Source organism: Blautia sp. ZXY-1-C6 (assembly GCF_056339875.1).
In genome coordinates this window covers 1-17,261 of the sequence record NZ_JBWJVQ010000232.1, presented here as the reverse complement: position 1 = coordinate 17,261, position 17,261 = coordinate 1, and the positions used below count along the sequence as shown (strand labels likewise).

The window sequence follows — 17,261 nt, the reverse complement described above, 5'->3', positions numbered from 1 at the left end:
AAATGAGTACAACAAAAAAATCAACTGAGCAAGTACCATTTCTGGAACGTCCCATTGTGCGTACGATCCTTCCTATTGCAGGATTCGTGATCATCTGTGTATTATTTGCAATCCTCACAGACGGCAGACTGTTTCAGCCGAAAAATATATCACTGCTTCTGAGCCAGTCATACATGCTGCTGATCTCATCCATCGGCGTGTTCATGGTCATGACAATGGGTGGTCTGGATTTCTCCCAGGGCTCCATGCTTGGTGTTGCTTCCATCGTAGTATGCTACCTTTCCCACTACAATATGGTTCTGGCAGCACTCGGTGGTGTGGTAACAGGTGGTCTCATCGGTTTGATCAATGGTTACTTCAATGTTAAGAGAAAAATCACAAGCTTCATTGTTACAATCTGTACCATGTATCTGTTCCGTGGAGTTTGTGCATATGCAACAACTAACTCACCTGTTTACGCAGTAAGTGATATTTCCAAATACAACACACTGCCATTTATGCTTACTTTCACAGTGATCATCTTCGTAGTGGCATATCTTGTATTTACTTACACAGGTCTGGGCTCCAGACTGAAAGCAATCGGTGCAGGTGAAACAGCAGCAAGATTCGCAGGTATCCGTGTAGAGACTACAAAGATCCTTGTATTCGTGGCAGCAGGATGTATCACAGGACTTGCAGCATTTGTAAATGCTATCAAAGTAGGTTCCGTTACATCTACAGCAGGTAACCAGCTGGAAACACAGATCATGATCGCTCTGGTACTTGGCGGAATGCCTGTAAACGGCGGTGCTAAAGTAAGATTCTATAACATCATTCTTGGTGTTATGACATACAAAGTACTTTCCAGTGGTCTGGTAATGCTGATGATGCCGACACAGTTACAGCAGCTGATCCTTGGTATCATCTTCCTGATCGAGGTAGCAATCTTCAGTGACAGGAAGACTGGTATGATCGTGAAGTAATTAATTGTATAATATCGATTATATAACTGGCGTATTCGTGTATTATGTTCATACCTACATAAAATCCCCGGCTCCCGCAGAATTGGTCTGCGGGAGTTGGGGATTTTTGTCGTTTTTGTGTTCTCGTCACATTGATCACCATAGTATATTTCTGTTGCCTATCCTGTCAGGGCATGATAAGCTAAACATATAAAATCTGGTATTATGGGGTAATATATACAGGAGGGCGTAACAAATGATAGATATAAAAAATATCAGCACACACTGTACGCGCAGTGAATTTGTAGGTAAAGCAGTGCTGGATACGATAGGACTTGTGATTTCCGGAATTGATGATACTTTGCTCAAGGAGATGAACATAGGAACGAAGTATCATTGTCTGGGATTATTCAGTTCCCGTACAGGGGCAGCAGGGCAGCTGACTGCTCTTGATGATGCAGTAAAAGCAACCAACACAGAGGTTCTTTCCATAGAACTGCCAAGGGATACAAAGGGCTGGGGCGGTCACGGTAATTATATTGTTCTTGGAGGAACTGATGTCTCAGATGTGCGCCATGCCATATCTATGGCACTGGAGCTTACCAATAAAAATGCAGGAGAGGTATATATCAGTGAAAGTGGTCATCTGGAGTTTGCCTATTCAGCCAGTGCAGGACAGGTACTGAATAAGGCTTTCGGAGTACCAATGGGAGAAGCATTCGGATTTATGGCTGGCTCTCCTGCTGCAATCGGACTGGTAATGGCAGATACAGCGATGAAGTCTGCCTCTCTTTCTATTGCAAAATATATGACACCTGATAAGGGAACCAGTCATTCCAATGAAGTGATTCTGGCAGTTGCAGGTGATGCCAGTGCTGCGAAAACAGCGGTACTGAATGCAAGACAGATCGGTCTGGAACTTCTGATCGCAATGGGCAGCTATCCGGAGACCCCGGGGGTACCATATTTATAAAAAAAATCTTGACTTTTGCATCCGGAATCCATATAATAATCAACGGTAAATTTAAGAAACAGATATTTGGTATTATTGGAAACGGTACATCCTCCTGGATGGTTATGAACAACACAAATCTCTAATTGATGTTATTCATACTATCTAAGGAGGATTTTTTATGCCTAAAAACAAGTTTCAGGAAGTTATTTTTACAATTATCATGGTGTTTGTAATGGTTTATGCCATGATCTGCTACAACATTGTACTGAATACAGGGACAATGACAAATGAGACATTTCTGTTAGCTTTTCATGAATTAACATTCATGGGACCGATTGCATTTATTCTTGATTTCTTTATCATCGGTGGTCTTGCAAAGAAGATTGCATTTGGTATTGTGGATATGAGAAGAGATAATCCGTTCCACCTTGTACTTGCAATCTCAGCAGTATCCGTTGCATTTATGTGTCCATGTATGAGCTTTGCGGCAACTGTGCTGATCAAACATGCACCGGCAAGTCAGATCATTCCCACATGGCTCCAGACAACAGCAATGAACTTTCCGATGGCATTCTTCTGGCAGATCTTTTATGCCGGACCATTCGTAAGATTTATTTTCGGAAAGCTTTTCCCGGAGAAAGAAAAGGCAGCAGCTTCTGCCGAATAAAAAATATGTAATTTTGACTGCAGCATTCTGTATTTCAGGATGCTGCTTTTTTTGTGTTCTTATCTATACGTTACTGTTCACTCCGTTCTCAGTAACGTAGCCAAAATTCATTCCAGATTGCCTGCGGCAATGGAATTTTGGCTTGTATGTCTCGGGATTTTGGCATATTCATGCCAAAACACCTCGCGGGATAGTGATGTGTGAACAGTAACATCTATACAACGTAAATTGTACTTATTTTAATACACTATTGACAAATTCTGTCATTTCTTGTAATATCATATAAAACATATCGAATAACTATGAAAAGTAGAGAATGCAAAAAACTACTGGTACTTTAAAGGAGATAAAACATGATCAGAAAATTATTTGCCTTTGGTCTTGCAGTTGTACTGGCACTGATGCCGGTACAGACTTTTGGAAAAACGGTGTCTATCACTAACGTTTCCTATGATCCTACCAGAGAGATGTTTGAACAGTATAATAAAATATTTGAAGACCACTGGAAGGAGAAGACCGGGGAAGATGTGGAAGTGATACAGTCCCATGGCGGTTCAGGGAAACAGGCACTGGAGGTAGCCAATGGTCTGGATGCAGATGTGGTAACCCTGGCACTGGAATATGATATTGAGTCTATTGAAAATGCAGGGCTGATCAAGGCAGGATGGAAAGATAAATTTGACAATGACAGTTCTCCTTATACATCCACTATCGTATTTCTGGTGAAGAAAGGAAATCCCAGGGATATCAAAGACTGGGACGATCTGACGAAAAAAGGAGTGGGAGTAGTAACACCAAATCCGAAAACCTCCGGCGGTGCCAGATGGAACTACATGGCAGCGTGGGCTTACGCAGATAAAAAGTATGGTGGCGATGAAGCGCAGATGAAGGAATTTATTAAGAAACTTTACCGGAATGTGGTGGTTCTTGACTCAGGCGCAAGAGGTGCAACGACCTCTTTCGTGGAGAACGGACAAGGAGATGTGCTGGTTGCGTGGGAAAATGAAGCTTATCTATCCATGCGGGATTATCCGGATGAGTATGAGATTGTTACTCCAAGCGTAAGTATTCTGGCACAGCCTTCTGTGGCGGTGGTAGATGAAGTGGTGGATTACAGAGATACAAGAGATGTGGCAACAGAGTATTTGAATTATCTGTATTCCGACGAAGCACAGGAGATCGCAGCAGAGAATTATTTCCGCCCCACCAATGAGAAAATCCTGAAGAAGCACAGTGATACGTTTGATCTGAATATAAATCTGGCAAATATCAGTGATTATGGCGGATGGGATAAAGTGCAGGAGAAACATTTCACAGATGGCGGAATTTTCGATCAGATTTATGAGAGATAAAGGAAGACAAGATGAAGCAAGAGCATAAGCACAGACAGAATATATGAGACAGGAGAGGTGGTAATTGATTATGAAAAAAAGAAATAAACCGGTGATTCCAGGGTTTGGGCTCTCCATGGGAATTACCATTTCCATATTGAGTCTGGTAGTTCTGATCCCCCTGGCAAGCCTGGTGGTCTACACAGCGAAGCTGAGTTTTAAAGATTTTATCGAAACCATCACAAGGGCCAGAGTGCTGGCATCCTTTTATACCAGTTTTGTATGTGCTTTTGCAGCAGCAGTAATAAATGGAATTATGGGAACTATTCTTGCGTGGGTGCTTGTGAAATATGATTTTCCGGGCAAGAGACTTATGGATGGGGTGATCGAACTTCCCTTTGCTCTTCCCACAGCGGTAGCAGGTATTGCACTGACATCCCTGACCTCAGATTCGGGAATTGTCGGCAGCTTTTTTGCAGGATTCGGTATCAAGATCGCATACACAAGAATAGGTATTACAGTGGCTATGATATTTGTAGGAATACCGTTCGTTGTGCGAAGTGTACAGTCGGTTCTGGAAAAGATGGATAATTCTTACAGCGAGGCAGCAGGAGTGCTGGGAGCAAAGAAAACAACTATCTTCTGGAAGGTCATTTTTCCGGAACTGAAGCCTGCGATCTTTGCAGGGATCGGACTTGCGTTCGGAAGATGTCTGGGTGAATATGGAAGTGTTGTATTTATCGCAGGAAATAAACCCTATTATACAGAAATCACACCGCTGGTTATTATGTCAAAGCTTCAGGAATTTGATTATTCAAGTGCAACGGCAATCGCACTTGTGATGTTGGCAGTTTCATTTTTTATTCTGTTCCTTAACAGTATGATACAGCAGAGAAATGCAAGAATTTTAAGAGGAGGAAATGCCTGATGGACAACAATGAAAAGACTTCGGAGAAAATTACAAAATGGCTGCTTGTCGTGATCAGTGTTCTGTTTCTGGCAATCATGCTCCTTCTTCCTCTGATCACTGTGATCACAGAAGCATTGCGGAGCGGATGGAAGGTCTATGCAGCTGCAGTGACAGATGAGTACACCATCAAAGCACTTCTTCTTACAGTGAAGGCAACACTCTTTGCAGTTGTTTTTAACACTGTTTTTGGTGTTTTTGCAGCCTGGGCACTGACGAAGTTTCAGTTCAGGGGTAAAAAGCTTCTTACCACACTGATCGGCCTTCCGGTTACTATTTCCCCTGTTATTGCAGGTCTGATCTTTCTTCTGATTTTCGGACGACAGAGTCCTGTTTACTTTTTTCTCATGAAGTTAGGGATTAAAGTTGTATTCTCTGTACCGGGAATCATTATTGCAACTGTATTTGTAACCTTTCCTTTTATTTCCAGAGAACTGATTCCGGTTCTGGAAGCAGAAGGAAGCGATGAGGAGGAAGCGGCAGCCCTGATGGGAGCAGGTGGATGGACCATTTTCTGGAAGATCACATTCCCTCATATTAAATGGGCATTACTGTACGGAGTTGTGCTCTGTACGGCAAGAGCAATGGGAGAGTTTGGAGCGGTATCTGTACTTTCCGGACATTTAAGAGGAAAGACCAATACACTTCCTCTTCATGTAGAGATTTTGTTTAATGAGTTTCAGTATGTTCCGGCGTTTGCCGTATCTTCACTGCTTGTGATCATGGCGGTTATCATTCTGGTAGTCAGAAGCCTGATTGAATATAAAGGAAAGAAGGAAGCCTGATATGTATGTAGAGTTAAAAAATATCAATAAGACATATGGTTCTTACCAGGCATCAAGGAATGTGAATTTCGGAATTGAGAAAGGTAAACTGATTGGTCTGCTGGGACCAAGCGGAAGCGGAAAAACAACTATTCTTCGAATGATCGCAGGCCTGGAAACCCCGGACAGCGGAGAGGTCATTATTGATGGAAAAGTGGTAAATGATGTTCCGTCCAGTCAGCGTGGGATTGGATTTGTATTTCAGAATTATGCGTTGTTTCGCTATATGACAGTTTATGACAACGTTGCATTTGGTTTGAAGGTTCAGAAGGCTGATAAGAAGAAAATTGATGCCAGAGTCAGAGAGCTGATCAAACTGGTGGGGCTGGAAGGACTGGAAAAAAGATATCCAAGCCAGTTATCTGGCGGCCAGAGGCAAAGGGTGGCATTTGCCAGAGCCCTTGCTCCAAATCCCCAGGTGCTGCTTCTGGATGAGCCCTTTGCAGCCATTGATGCAAAAATCCGTCAGGAACTGCGAAGCTGGTTAAAAGAGATGATCGGAAAGCTGGGAATTACCAGTATTTTCGTTACTCATGATCAGGATGAGGCCATTGAAGTAGCAGATGAGATTATTATCACTAATGCAGGACGGATCGAACAGAAAGGAACTCCCATAGGGGTTTACAGAAATCCTGAGACAGCTTTTACAGCGTCCTTCTTCGGACAGCCATCTGTGTTGAAAAATGCGGATGATTTCCATACCTTTGCTCAGGCAGAAGGAGCAGACAAGATTATTGTCCGCCCGGAATTTGTAAAAATCTCCAAACTGGATGAGGTGGAGAAGTTCAAAACTTCCGTATCCCGGGGAGTGGTTGAACGGGTTTCTTTCAGGGGAGATAATCTGGAACTTCAGGTGAGAGTCAACAATTCCGTAGTAACTGCCAGAAGAAGCCTGGAGAAAGCAGATATCCGGGAAGGTGAGACTGTGAATGTATTCCTTTACAGGATTTTTGCACTGAGAGGCGACAGTGTACAGCTGATCGAAAATGAGGCTGTAAGGGATGACTTTGTAATTATCTGACAGCGGTGGCTGCGGCGACTGACGACAATGAAGAAATAAGAAATTCAGACGCAAGACTGATCGGGAAATCAACTTGTTGGCACACTGGTATGGAGGAAAGGGTAAGAGAGAATGAGAACAGAGAGAATCAGGACAGATGTGCTGATCATCGGCGGCGGTACGGCAGGATGCTTTGCAGCCTATGTGATCGGCAAAAAAAGCGGCAGAAAAGTTCTGATCGCAGAGAAAGCGAATATTAAGCGAAGCGGATGTCTGGCGGCGGGCGTGAATGCATTGAATGCATATATTACAGAAGGCAGAGTGCCACAGGATTATGTGGATTATGCCAAAAAGGATGCCCATGGAATCGTAAGAGAAGACCTTCTTCTTACCATGTCAGAGAGACTGAATCATGTGACAAAGGTGATGGAAGATCTGGGGCTGGTCATCCTGAAGGACGAAAACGGAAAATATGTTGCCAGAGGAAATCGAAACATCAAGATCAATGGCGAAAATATGAAGCCAATCCTTGCAAAGGCGGCAGCTGAACAGGAGAATGTTACGGTTCTCAATCATGTAAATATTACAGATTATAAAACAGAAAACAAAAAAGTCACAGGCGCAGTTGGATTTAGCGTTAATGAGGATATTTTCTATGACATTGATGCGAAAGCAGTTCTTTGTGCCACAGGTGGTGCAGCGGGACTTTACAGACCGAATAATCCGGGATTTTCCAGACATAAGATGTGGTATCCTCCGTTTAACACAGGTGCAGGATATGCAATGGGACTTCTTTCCGGTGCGGAGATGACAACCTTTGAGATGCGTTTCATTGCATTGAGATGTAAGGACACGATTGCTCCTACAGGAACTATTGCTCAGGGTGTTGGGGCCAGACAGGTCAATGCACATGGTGATATTTATGAAACAAAATATGGTCTGACAACTTCCCAGCGAGTTTACGGTACAGTCATGGAGAACAGAGAAGGAAACGGTCCATGTTATCTCAGAACGGAAGGTATTTCCAAAGAACAGGAGCAGGACCTTTACAAAGCTTACCTGAATATGGCACCGTCCCAGACTCTGAAATGGATGGAAGCCGGAAAAGGACCATCCGAAGAGAATGTAGAGATTGAGGGCACAGAGCCATATATTGTAGGCGGACATACAGCCAGCGGTTACTGGGTAGATAATAACAGAGCTACAACTATTGAAGGTTTATATGCAGCCGGAGATGTAGCAGGAGGATGTCCGCAGAAATATGTAACCGGCGCACTGGCAGAAGGTGAGATTGCAGCAGAGGCGATTTTGGAATATCTGAATGGCAAAGATGATGACCGGATCGCAGCGGAAAATAAGGAAGAGGCTTTAGAGCGTGGCGGAGAACAGGAGCTGTCTCAAACTGCAATAGTTAAGAAGGCAGAATACGAATCACATTTGAATGCTTCCCGTTCTTTGATGAATGCAGAGCAGCTTGAGGAAGCCATGCAGAAGATCATGGATCAGTACGCAGGAGGAATCGGTACAGACTACAGATACAGCGGGATGAGTCTTGCAAAGGCAGATGAAAAGATTGCAGCATTGTTGCCAGTAGTTGACACTCTGGCAGCAACAGATACTTATGAACTGATGCAGATTTATGAACTTCGCGAACGACTGATCGTGTGCCAGGCAGTGATCGCACATCTGGCAGCCAGAAAGGAAACCAGATGGCATAGTTTCGGAGAGAATACAGACTACCCGCAGCAGAGCGAAGAGTGGATGAAATATGTAAACTCCCGTATGGAAAACGGCGAGATTAAGATCTTATATCGTGACCTGATCACAAAGGAAAATACAGGTTTGAATACAGCAGAGAAAGGAGCAGGTGAGAGATGAGCATTCGGATTCAGAAAAGTAAATGTGCAGGATGCGGCAGATGTATCGAAGCCTGTCCCGGAAATCTGATCAAAAAGGATAAAGAGAACAAAGCCTTTATCCGTCAGGTAAGAGACTGCTGGGGATGTACTTCCTGTATTAAGGAATGCAGGCATGATGCCATCCGCTTCTTCCTTGGAGCTGATGTGGGAGGCAGAGGTGCAAGTATGGTTGTATCAGAGAAACCGGATATTTCCACATGGACAGTGGAGAAGCCGGATGGCACTAAAATCACTATTCAGGTTAATAAGAAAGACGCTAATAAATATTAAACATAAGTATGTACTCTCAGAGTCTTTAGAGTGTGTTTGAAAAATGCTTTACGCAAGATGTGCGTCACAATTTATGGGAGATTTTGTTCGGATGAGGGCGTCGTAGCGGGCTACGACAACCGAATTCGGACAAAATATACCGCAAAGTGGGGCGTGCAGATTGCGGGAATGATTTTTCAGACACGCTCTAGTGTATTTGCTCAAGTACGAAAAGATTCCGAGTATAAACAAACAGAGGAGGATAATGCAATGAGTAACTTATCTCATCTTGATGCGCTTGAGGCAGAGGCGATTTATATTATGCGAGAAGTAGCAGCCGAGTGTGAAAAGCCGGTTATGCTCTATTCTATAGGAAAGGACAGCTCCGTTATGCTCCATCTGGCGATGAAGGCATTTTACCCGGAGAAACCGCCATTCCCGTTCCTTCACATTGATACTACATGGAAATTCCATGAGATGATTGAATTCCGCGACAGAATCGCAAAGGAAAACGGAATTGATATGCTGGTTTACACCAATGAAGAGGGTGTAAAGGCAGGAATCAATCCATTTGACAATGGTTCTGCATATACAGATATCATGAAAACACAGGCGTTAAAACAGGCTCTGACCAAATATGGATTTACAGCGGCATTTGGAGGCGGCCGCCGTGACGAGGAGAAATCCAGAGCAAAAGAGAGAATCTTTTCTTTCCGTAATTCAGCTCAGGCATGGGATCCGAAAAACCAGAGACCGGAGATGTGGAAGCTTTATAACACTAAGATCCAGAAGGGAGAGAGTATGCGAGTATTCCCAATTTCCAACTGGACAGAAAAGGATATCTGGCAGTACATTCAGCGTGAAAATATCGAAATTGTACCGTTATATTTTGCGAAAGAAAGACCGGTCATCTACAGAGACGGAAATATCATTATGGTGGATGATGACAGATTAAAACTCCGTCCGGGTGAAAAGATTGAAAACAAAAAAGTCAGATTCCGTACTCTTGGATGCTATCCGCTTACTGGAGGTATTGAATCTGAAGCAGATACTCTGGATGAGATTATTGATGAGACGTTAAGTGCTGTTTCTTCTGAACGTACCAGCAGGGTGATCGACCACGAGGCAGCAGGCAGCATGGAGAGAAGAAAGAGAGAGGGGTATTTCTAGAATGAAAGGATTATTGAAATTTATTACATGCGGAAGTGTGGATGATGGAAAATCCACTCTGATCGGACATATTCTTTATGATGCAAAGCTTCTCTATGCAGATCAGGAGAAAGCCCTGGAGCTGGATTCCAAAGTAGGAAGCAGAGGCGGTGCCATTGATTATTCGCTTCTTCTGGACGGTCTTATGGCAGAGCGTGAGCAGGGAATCACCATTGATGTTGCATACCGTTATTTTACAACAGATAACAGAAGCTTCATTGTTGCAGATACACCCGGACATGAAGAATATACAAGAAACATGGCAGTGGGTGCGTCCTTTGCAGATCTGGCAGTTATCCTGGTGGATGCTTCACAGGGAGTACTGGTACAGACAAGACGTCATGCAAGAATCTGCGCATTGATGGGAATCCGTTACTTTGTATTTGCAGTAAACAAAATGGATCTTATTGAATATGATGAAAAACGTTTCCGCGACATTGAGAGTCAGATCGCAGCACTGATAGAAGAACTGAAACTTGCCAATGTAACTATTATTCCGGTATCTGCCACAGAAGGTGATAACGTTACAACCAAATCTGACAATATGCCATGGTATAAAGGTGAGGCGCTTCTTTCCCATCTGGAAACCGTAGACATTAAGGAAGATACAGAGAAGGGCTTCTATATGCCTGTACAGAGAGTCTGCAGACCAAATCATGAGTTTCGCGGATTCCAGGGACAGATTGAAAATGGTGCCATCAGGGCAGGCGACCTTGTGACTACTCTTCCCAGTAAAGAAGAAGCTCATGTAAAGAGTATTCTTGTTGGCGATAAAGAAGTTCAGGAAGCTGTACAGGGACAGCCTGTTACCATCCAGCTTGACAGAGAAGTAGATGTTTCCCGCGGATGTGTACTTACCATTGATTCCGGCGCAGTTCTTACAGACTCTGTGGAAGCAGATATCCTCTGGATGGATGACAATGCTCTTACGGATGGCAAAAACTTCTTTGTAAAAATCGGTACAAAGATGATCCCCGGCCTGGTTACAAAGATCAATTATTCTGTGGATGTTAATACAGGTGAAAAGAAAAGCGCATATACCTTAAAGAAAAATGAGATTGCTTCCTGTACTCTGGAATTCTCGGAGAAGATCGTTGTAGACGAATTTGACAGGCACAGAACACTGGGTGAGCTGATTCTGATAGATCGTGTCACAAATATGACTTCTGCCTGCGGTGTTGTGAGAAAAACCTTTGTTTCTCAGGATAGATCCCAGATCGGAAAAGTGGACGAGCAGGTTCGTGCAGGACTGAAAGGTCAGACACCGGTAGTAGTGGAATTCCCGATCGGTAAAGAAGGAATCACTCTTGATTTTGCAGAACAGGTAGAAAAGGGACTGACTGTACTTGGAAAACATACCTATCTGTATCATCCGGCAGCGAGTGAAAACTATGCAGAAACTGTCCGCCATCTTAAGGCAGCAGGTCTGATCGTACTTCTTGTTCTTGATGAAAATACAGCAAAAGACGAGACATTAAAGACTCTGGATGGTTTCTATGCGAACTGGCAGATTGACGGAATCACTGTGAAAGATGCGATTGATTTCGTGAAAAAGAAATCTGCATTTACAGTGCAGAGTGTACATGATGGAAATTATATCTGATTATAACAGGGCTATAAATCGCCGCAGAGACAAAGAAAGTCTCTGCGGTATTTTGTTTTCTTGACAAGTGTCGTTACAGCGGATTATACTTATTTTCAAATATTCAGAATCCATAATAATACAGACAGGAAAGATAACAGAAATATGCAAACGAACAATGAAAGTAAACAAAACCAAAAAAAGAGATGATGCTTGGAACTTTGTTTGTAATTGCTACGATCATCATCCTGGCGATACCAACGAAGAAAAGACAGAAATAAAGATGAGTGAATATCGATCAGAATGTAGAATGGGCAATTGGTTACTGTTCACACACCACTATCCCGCGAGGTGTTTTGGCATGAATATGCCAAAATCCCGAGACATACAAGCCAAAATTCCATTGACACAGGCAATCTGAAATGAATTTTGGCTAAGTTACTGTGAACGGAGTGAACAGTAACGGCAATTGTGAAGTGGCATTCAGATTACATATTATGCAGCAGAGTATGATATAATTTGTTTTGTATAATGGCGTCAGGATTAAGAGCATATGTAGAGCTGTGTAGCGAAGCGGATTGCGAATATCTGTTTGACTTTTGATGGGTGTACACGAGAACATTTTTTTACAGTGAAAGTTATCTGTATTATATTACAGAGGGTACTGTACAGATAATCAGGAGGTATTTTATGCGTTTGGAAAAAGTACAGGAAGCGTTAAAAACAAAGAAAATTCATTATGAATATACAGAGGAAAACGGATGCGGAAGCATCGACTTTATGTTTCGCGGTCTGAGATTCCATATATGGGAATATGAAGATCGTGTCTGGGGAGCGGAGACAAACGTGTTCGAAGCAGGCAGAAGCCAGGATATTGAGGGAGATTACGAGGAAATTATTTCCGGAGAAATCCTCTCATGGCCGGATATGCTGCCTGGGATGTAAGTATGTTACTGTTCACAGCAACACACTCCAGGGAGTTGAGATATGTGAAAAGTAACGTAAGTATTACTGCAGAAGGGAATGATATTTACGAAAAAATATAGAACCGGACAAATCGTATTAACCGCATGTATTGCAGCTGTCTGTATGTTTTCAGATGTCCATGGGGCAGAAGTGGCAGGTCCGCCGGCACCGAAATCCAAATCGGCACTGACACAAAAACCTGAAGCAACACCAATGCCTGAAGCAACACCAATACCTGCATCTACTCCAACACCGGAGCAGGAAACTGAGACAGATAAACAGAATCCGGCAGACCAGGGAACTTTAAGCAAGCCAGACCATCCGGACACTATCTCCGCAGATAAACTGGTATTTATCGGAGATTCCAGAACAGAGGGATTGAGGGATGCGGTAAACGATGACAGCATTTGGTCCTGTCTTTCTTCTATGGGATATGACTGGATGGTATCTACAGGAGTGCCGCAGGTAGAAGATCAGATTGAGGACAATACAGCGGTTATTATCCTGATGGGTGTTAATGATCTTTATCATGTCAATGACTACATCAGTTATATTAATTCCAAAGCTGCTGAATGGGGGAACAGAGGAGCGCAGACTTATTTCGTGTCTGTAGGTCCGGTGCAGAATGATCCCTATTGCAGTAATGCGGAGATTGAAAGTTTTAACGCGGCAATGCAGGCAAGCCTGAGTGGAGTTACCTACATAGACGTATATTCCCATCTGGTATCTGAGGGATTTTCCACCGTAGACGGAACCCACTATCCGGACAGTGTGTCCGTAGATATTTATAATTATATCTTGGACCATCTGGAGGAACAGATGAGTGGAATCTGGGGATAACAACATATGAACAGCAACTTCGGGGGCGACAATTCAGCGAAAATTCTGATGTTGTGTTGAGCCTGGAAGCATTTGGTGATATGATATGCAGATAAGGAAACGGAAATGAGCGGAATTTCGTTTCTCTGTGAAGTGGCTGAAAGTTCAGCAGGAGGAAAAATGAGTGTGCTGATTGCAGCAGTGATGAAATTATAAATGGAAATTGTTCGGTGTCCCTGCATTGGATTGCCGTACAGTTATCCGAATCGAAAATCAGGAGGAAAAAATGAGAGGACTGTATTCATCCAAAACAGAAATCAGACACAAAATTTTTACAGAAATTGCGAGGATGGCATATGAAGGCCAGTCTCCGGAGATGCTGGAAGAGCTTCCCTACAAGATCGTACCCGGTGAAATTGCGACTTATCGTGACAGTATTTTTCTGGAAAGAGCGGTAGTTGGTGAGAGACTTCGCGTTGCAATGGGGATGTCACTGAGAAAGGTTACAGAGCATGCGCCAATTTCCAAAGGTGTGGAGGCCAGCGTTATTGAGGAAAAGTATTATGAACCGCCGCTTATCAATGTGATCAAGTTTGCCTGTAATTCCTGCCCTGAAAAAAGGGTAATGATCACAGAGGGCTGTCAGGGGTGCCTGGAGCATCCCTGTGTGGAAGTCTGTCCAAAGAAAGCAGTGCATATGGAAGGCGGCAGATCCCATATTGATGAAGATGCCTGTATCAAATGCGGAAAGTGTCTGGAAGCCTGTCCGTATAATGCAATCATCAAACAGGAACGTCCATGTTCAAAGGCATGTGGTATGAATGCTATTGGCTCTGATGAATATGGAAGAGCAGAGATTGATCAGGATAAATGTGTATCCTGCGGACAATGTCTGGTAAGTTGTCCGTTCAGTGCTATTGTAGACAAAGGACAGATTTTCCAGACTATTATGGCATTAAAAAGTGAAACACCGGTGTATGCAATCGTGGCGCCTGCCATTGCAGGCCAGTTTCCGGGTATGGAGAATAATAAGATACGGGGAGCATTTCAGGCACTTGGCTTTACAGATGTAAGAGAGGTTGCCGTCGGTGCAGATCTGTGCACAGTGGAGGAGGCAAAGGACTTTTTGGAAGAAGTTCCTGAGAAACTTCCTTTCATGGCTACATCCTGTTGTCCGTCCTGGTCTATGATGGCTAAGAAATTATTCCCGGAACAGGCGAAATGTATCTCTATGGCACTGACACCTATGGTTCTCACTGCAAGGCTGATCAAGCAGAAGGAACCAGATTGTAAGATCGTTTTCGTAGGTCCCTGTGCAGCCAAGAAGCTGGAAGCCAGCCGTAAGAGTATCCGCAGCTATGTGGATTTTGTGCTGACCTTCGAGGAAGTAGCAGGAATGTTTGATGCCAAAGGCGTGGACTGGAAAGATATTCCGGAAGGAGAACCACTGTTTCATGCCAGTGCTGACGGAAGAGGTTTCGCAGTCAGCGGTGGTGTGGCAGAAGCGGTTGTCCATGCGGTGAAGCGTATTGATCCTGATCGGGAAGTAAAGGTAATGAATGCAGAAGGTCTGCAGAACTGTAAGAAGATGCTCCAGATGGCCAAGATTGGTAAATATAATGGATATCTTTTGGAAGGAATGGCATGTCCGGGCGGCTGTGTAGCAGGTGCCGGTACTATCCAGACAGTTAAAAAAGCAGCAGCAGCTCTCGAAAAAATGAAGAAAGAGGCTTCGTTTACAGATGCCTATGACTCCAAATACAGAGCAAGACTGGAAAGCCTGGAGAAATTTGATGTGGAGTGAGATTCTGACTGAATCAGTGAAATCCTATATGGATTGCAAGTGTTTGAATGCAATCAGTATATAGCAGAGTGAATTACTCGGCAACTGAGTTACCAGAGCATCTGAATTAAGGCGGGATACCGCCTTTTTTCAGGGTGCATCCATGACACCACTACTGTTTGCTCTTTAGAGTTATACAGCTACTTTTATTATTTCCGGTGTTTTCAGTCCGGTTACGGACAGTTCTCTTTTTACTCCGGATACGGAGTGATATTTTCTCAGGATATTATATGCGCCTACGGCATCTGCGTTATAGGTTCTGTTTCCATCTCTGTACAACCCTCTCTCTTTCCGTTTGGACGGCTCTGCATATCTTTTCCCTACTTCCGGTGACAGTGGGCTGCACTGGCTGGTATAACTTTCTTCCTGTTTTACAAAACGGATCCCATATCTTTTCAGCTTATATTCCAGCATGATGTAGATCCTGTTATACGGCAGGCTGTGAAGCTTCTGGTTTGTCCTGTGTCCCAGGTCTTTTTCTCTCCGGATGTTCCGGATATCCCCTGTAACGACACAGGTGATCTCCTGTTCCCGGCAGTATTCTGCAAGATATCTTGTGATCTTGTGCAGATAGTCCGTTACTGAGTCTTGTTTTCTCTTATATAACTTCCTGATATGTTTTGATGTGACCGGATGCTTTACTCCCTTTCCGGACTGCTGCCCATACCACTGGGCCTGCACCCTTGCAATCTTTTTATGGAAATATCTTTCCAATTCAAGGTACTTCCTGCCCAGGATAAACGTCTTCCCATTTTCAGAATCATAACACGTCATAAGGTTGTGAAGCCCCAGATCAATAGACAGTTCATGTCCGTTCTGTGGAAGTTCTTCCTGGTCAGGGACCTCATAAACAACAATAATTTTACAGCTTCCCTTCTCCGGCGGATAGATCCGCAGCTGTTTGATCTGGTCCATGCCCCTGAAAATCTTATTTTCAAGGTAAAGAAAGTTTTCATGGATCTGATATGTTTCTTCCATATATTTTTTTAATGTCTTTGGAAGGGACAGGCGGACTCTGTCCGTATCCCGCTCATGCACGATCCCCATCTGCATATAGGTAATGGGGATACTTTCCTGCTTAAACCGCGGCGGTCTGGGAGTCTCGATCCCCCCGGATCTTTTCAGGGCATAGAAAGACTTCCATGCCTTGTCCAGCAGCCTGCAGACTTCCTGGGCAGTCTGGGACGGGAGCTGTTTATACCACAGATCCTCTTTATGGGCTTTTTTCTGATAGTACCAGTCAGGATACTGCTCCATCCCTGTTTCTTTGTAATGCTGACGCTCGTAATTACAGACATTCCAGAGCTTGGATGCTGCATAGCACATATGCCCGATGAGGTTCGCATATTCCCGGCTGACCTTTATGGATGTTTTCTTTGACAGCAGCATTTCCTCTCCTCCATCGTATCAGTAAGCTTTGCTCTGATGTTCGATATACCTGCGGATATTTTCTTCCGATACAGATCCGACCGTTTCCACATAATAGGAATGGTTCCACAGCTCCCCTTTCCAAAGCTGGTTTCTTATTTCCGGAAAACGTTCGAAAAGCTTCCTGCCGGAGATCCCCTTCAGGTATTTCACGATCGCAGTTATGGATAATTTCGGAGGGGCTGACACAAAACAGTGTACATGGTCTCCTTCCCCACATTCAAACAGATGGATCGTAAAGCCCTTATCTTCTGCGATCTCCTGCACCAGTTCCTGCAGATATGCCTCGACCTCCGCATTTAATATCTTCCGCCGGTATTTCACTGACCATACCATATGGTAATTAATATTACACACACAAGTGCGGTAATGTATAAGATTTTCTTTCATGCATATAGTATACCATGATATCAAAAATTTCGCAATAAAATATCGAACATATTTTCTTTTTTTATAATGCTGGATACAGCTTTTTATAGGGAGGAGAAGGGAGAAATTGAATGAAAATCATTTTGTTATTTTTATTTATTATGAGTGCAGATATGCACAGTTTGCGCTTTC

Annotated in this window: 16 protein-coding genes and 2 pseudogenes; 15 read left to right on the top strand and 3 right to left on the bottom strand. The window is 43.6% G+C overall.

The window, feature by feature from the left end:
• Positions 1-2 precede the first annotated feature (2 nt).
• From AC075J_RS14440 to AC075J_RS14395, 10 genes and pseudogenes are all read left to right on the top strand, one after another.
• Positions 3-962 carry an ABC transporter permease gene (locus AC075J_RS14440; protein ID WP_055058631.1) on the top strand — a complete coding sequence of 320 codons (960 nt, stop codon included), beginning with the start codon at positions 3-5 and terminating at the stop codon, positions 960-962.
• A gap of 235 nt (positions 963-1,197) precedes the next feature.
• Positions 1,198-1,914, top strand: coding sequence for a microcompartment protein PduB (gene pduB / locus AC075J_RS14435; protein WP_055153329.1), 717 nt, complete (start codon positions 1,198-1,200; stop codon positions 1,912-1,914).
• 160 nt (positions 1,915-2,074) lie between these two features.
• Positions 2,075-2,563, top strand: a complete 489-nt coding sequence (locus AC075J_RS14430; RefSeq protein ID WP_008705200.1) for a DUF2798 domain-containing protein — start codon at positions 2,075-2,077, stop codon at positions 2,561-2,563.
• 353 nt (positions 2,564-2,916) lie between these two features.
• Positions 2,917-3,915 carry a sulfate ABC transporter substrate-binding protein gene (locus AC075J_RS14425; RefSeq protein ID WP_055200940.1) on the top strand — a complete coding sequence of 333 codons (999 nt, stop codon included), beginning with the start codon at positions 2,917-2,919 and terminating at the stop codon, positions 3,913-3,915.
• A gap of 70 nt (positions 3,916-3,985) precedes the next feature.
• Positions 3,986-4,822, top strand: coding sequence for a sulfate ABC transporter permease subunit CysT (cysT, locus tag AC075J_RS14420; RefSeq protein ID WP_055200949.1), 837 nt, complete (start codon positions 3,986-3,988; stop codon positions 4,820-4,822).
• Positions 4,822-5,646: a sulfate ABC transporter permease subunit CysW gene (gene cysW, locus AC075J_RS14415; protein ID WP_055200941.1), complete on the top strand. Its 825-nt coding sequence runs from the start codon at positions 4,822-4,824 to the stop codon at positions 5,644-5,646. The genes cysT and cysW overlap by 1 nt, the downstream gene beginning before the upstream one ends.
• A 1-nt stretch (position 5,647) precedes the next feature.
• A complete protein-coding gene (locus AC075J_RS14410) occupies positions 5,648-6,706 on the top strand; it encodes a sulfate/molybdate ABC transporter ATP-binding protein (RefSeq protein WP_055200943.1) in 1,059 nt (352 codons plus the stop codon).
• A 111-nt stretch (positions 6,707-6,817) separates the two neighbouring features.
• The gene (locus AC075J_RS14405) at positions 6,818-8,563 is read left to right on the top strand and encodes an adenylyl-sulfate reductase subunit alpha (protein ID WP_055200945.1); all 1,746 of its coding nucleotides are present in this window, start codon (positions 6,818-6,820) and stop codon (positions 8,561-8,563) included.
• The gene (locus AC075J_RS14400; protein ID WP_008705189.1) at positions 8,560-8,874 is read left to right on the top strand and encodes a 4Fe-4S dicluster domain-containing protein; all 315 of its coding nucleotides are present in this window, start codon (positions 8,560-8,562) and stop codon (positions 8,872-8,874) included. Before AC075J_RS14405 ends, AC075J_RS14400 begins: the two co-directional genes overlap by 4 nt.
• Before the next feature lie 57 nt (positions 8,875-8,931).
• Positions 8,932-9,018: pseudogene (locus tag AC075J_RS14395) on the top strand (DUF6783 domain-containing protein); the annotation flags it as partial.
• On the opposite strand, the pseudogene AC075J_RS14390 reads toward AC075J_RS14395, so the two are convergent.
• A pseudogene (locus tag AC075J_RS14390) lies at positions 8,986-9,078 on the bottom strand (DUF6783 domain-containing protein); the annotation flags it as partial. The pseudogenes AC075J_RS14395 and AC075J_RS14390 overlap by 33 nt on opposite strands.
• Positions 9,079-9,123: 45 nt before the next feature.
• Between AC075J_RS14390 and cysD the strand changes: the two are divergent.
• The 5 genes from cysD (at position 9,124) to AC075J_RS14365 (ending at position 15,233) form a co-directional block, all read left to right on the top strand.
• Positions 9,124-10,023: a sulfate adenylyltransferase subunit CysD gene (cysD, locus tag AC075J_RS14385; RefSeq protein ID WP_026649863.1), complete on the top strand. Its 900-nt coding sequence runs from the start codon at positions 9,124-9,126 to the stop codon at positions 10,021-10,023.
• 1 nt (position 10,024) lies between these two features.
• Positions 10,025-11,665: a sulfate adenylyltransferase subunit 1 gene (locus tag AC075J_RS14380; protein WP_070102132.1), complete on the top strand. Its 1,641-nt coding sequence runs from the start codon at positions 10,025-10,027 to the stop codon at positions 11,663-11,665.
• A 669-nt stretch (positions 11,666-12,334) separates the two neighbouring features.
• Positions 12,335-12,589 (top strand): hypothetical protein, encoded by a 255-nt coding sequence (locus tag AC075J_RS14375; RefSeq protein WP_008705184.1) that lies wholly within the window; start codon positions 12,335-12,337, stop codon positions 12,587-12,589.
• 78 nt (positions 12,590-12,667) lie between these two features.
• Positions 12,668-13,450, top strand: a complete 783-nt coding sequence (locus AC075J_RS14370; protein WP_055059736.1) for a hypothetical protein — start codon at positions 12,668-12,670, stop codon at positions 13,448-13,450.
• Between the two features lie 265 nt (positions 13,451-13,715).
• Entirely contained in the window at positions 13,716-15,233 is a 1,518-nt protein-coding gene (locus AC075J_RS14365; protein WP_022380573.1) for a 4Fe-4S dicluster domain-containing protein, read from the top strand.
• Between the two features lie 171 nt (positions 15,234-15,404).
• Here the strand turns inward: AC075J_RS14365 and AC075J_RS14360 are convergent, their stop codons facing one another.
• Both AC075J_RS14360 and tnpA read right to left on the bottom strand, forming a co-directional pair.
• Positions 15,405-16,661 carry an RNA-guided endonuclease InsQ/TnpB family protein gene (locus AC075J_RS14360; protein ID WP_476390458.1) on the bottom strand — a complete coding sequence of 419 codons (1,257 nt, stop codon included), beginning with the start codon at positions 16,659-16,661 and terminating at the stop codon, positions 15,405-15,407.
• 18 nt (positions 16,662-16,679) lie between these two features.
• Positions 16,680-17,090, bottom strand: a complete 411-nt coding sequence (gene tnpA / locus AC075J_RS14355; protein WP_025580237.1) for an IS200/IS605 family transposase — start codon at positions 17,088-17,090, stop codon at positions 16,680-16,682.
• Positions 17,091-17,261: the final 171 nt, after the last annotated feature.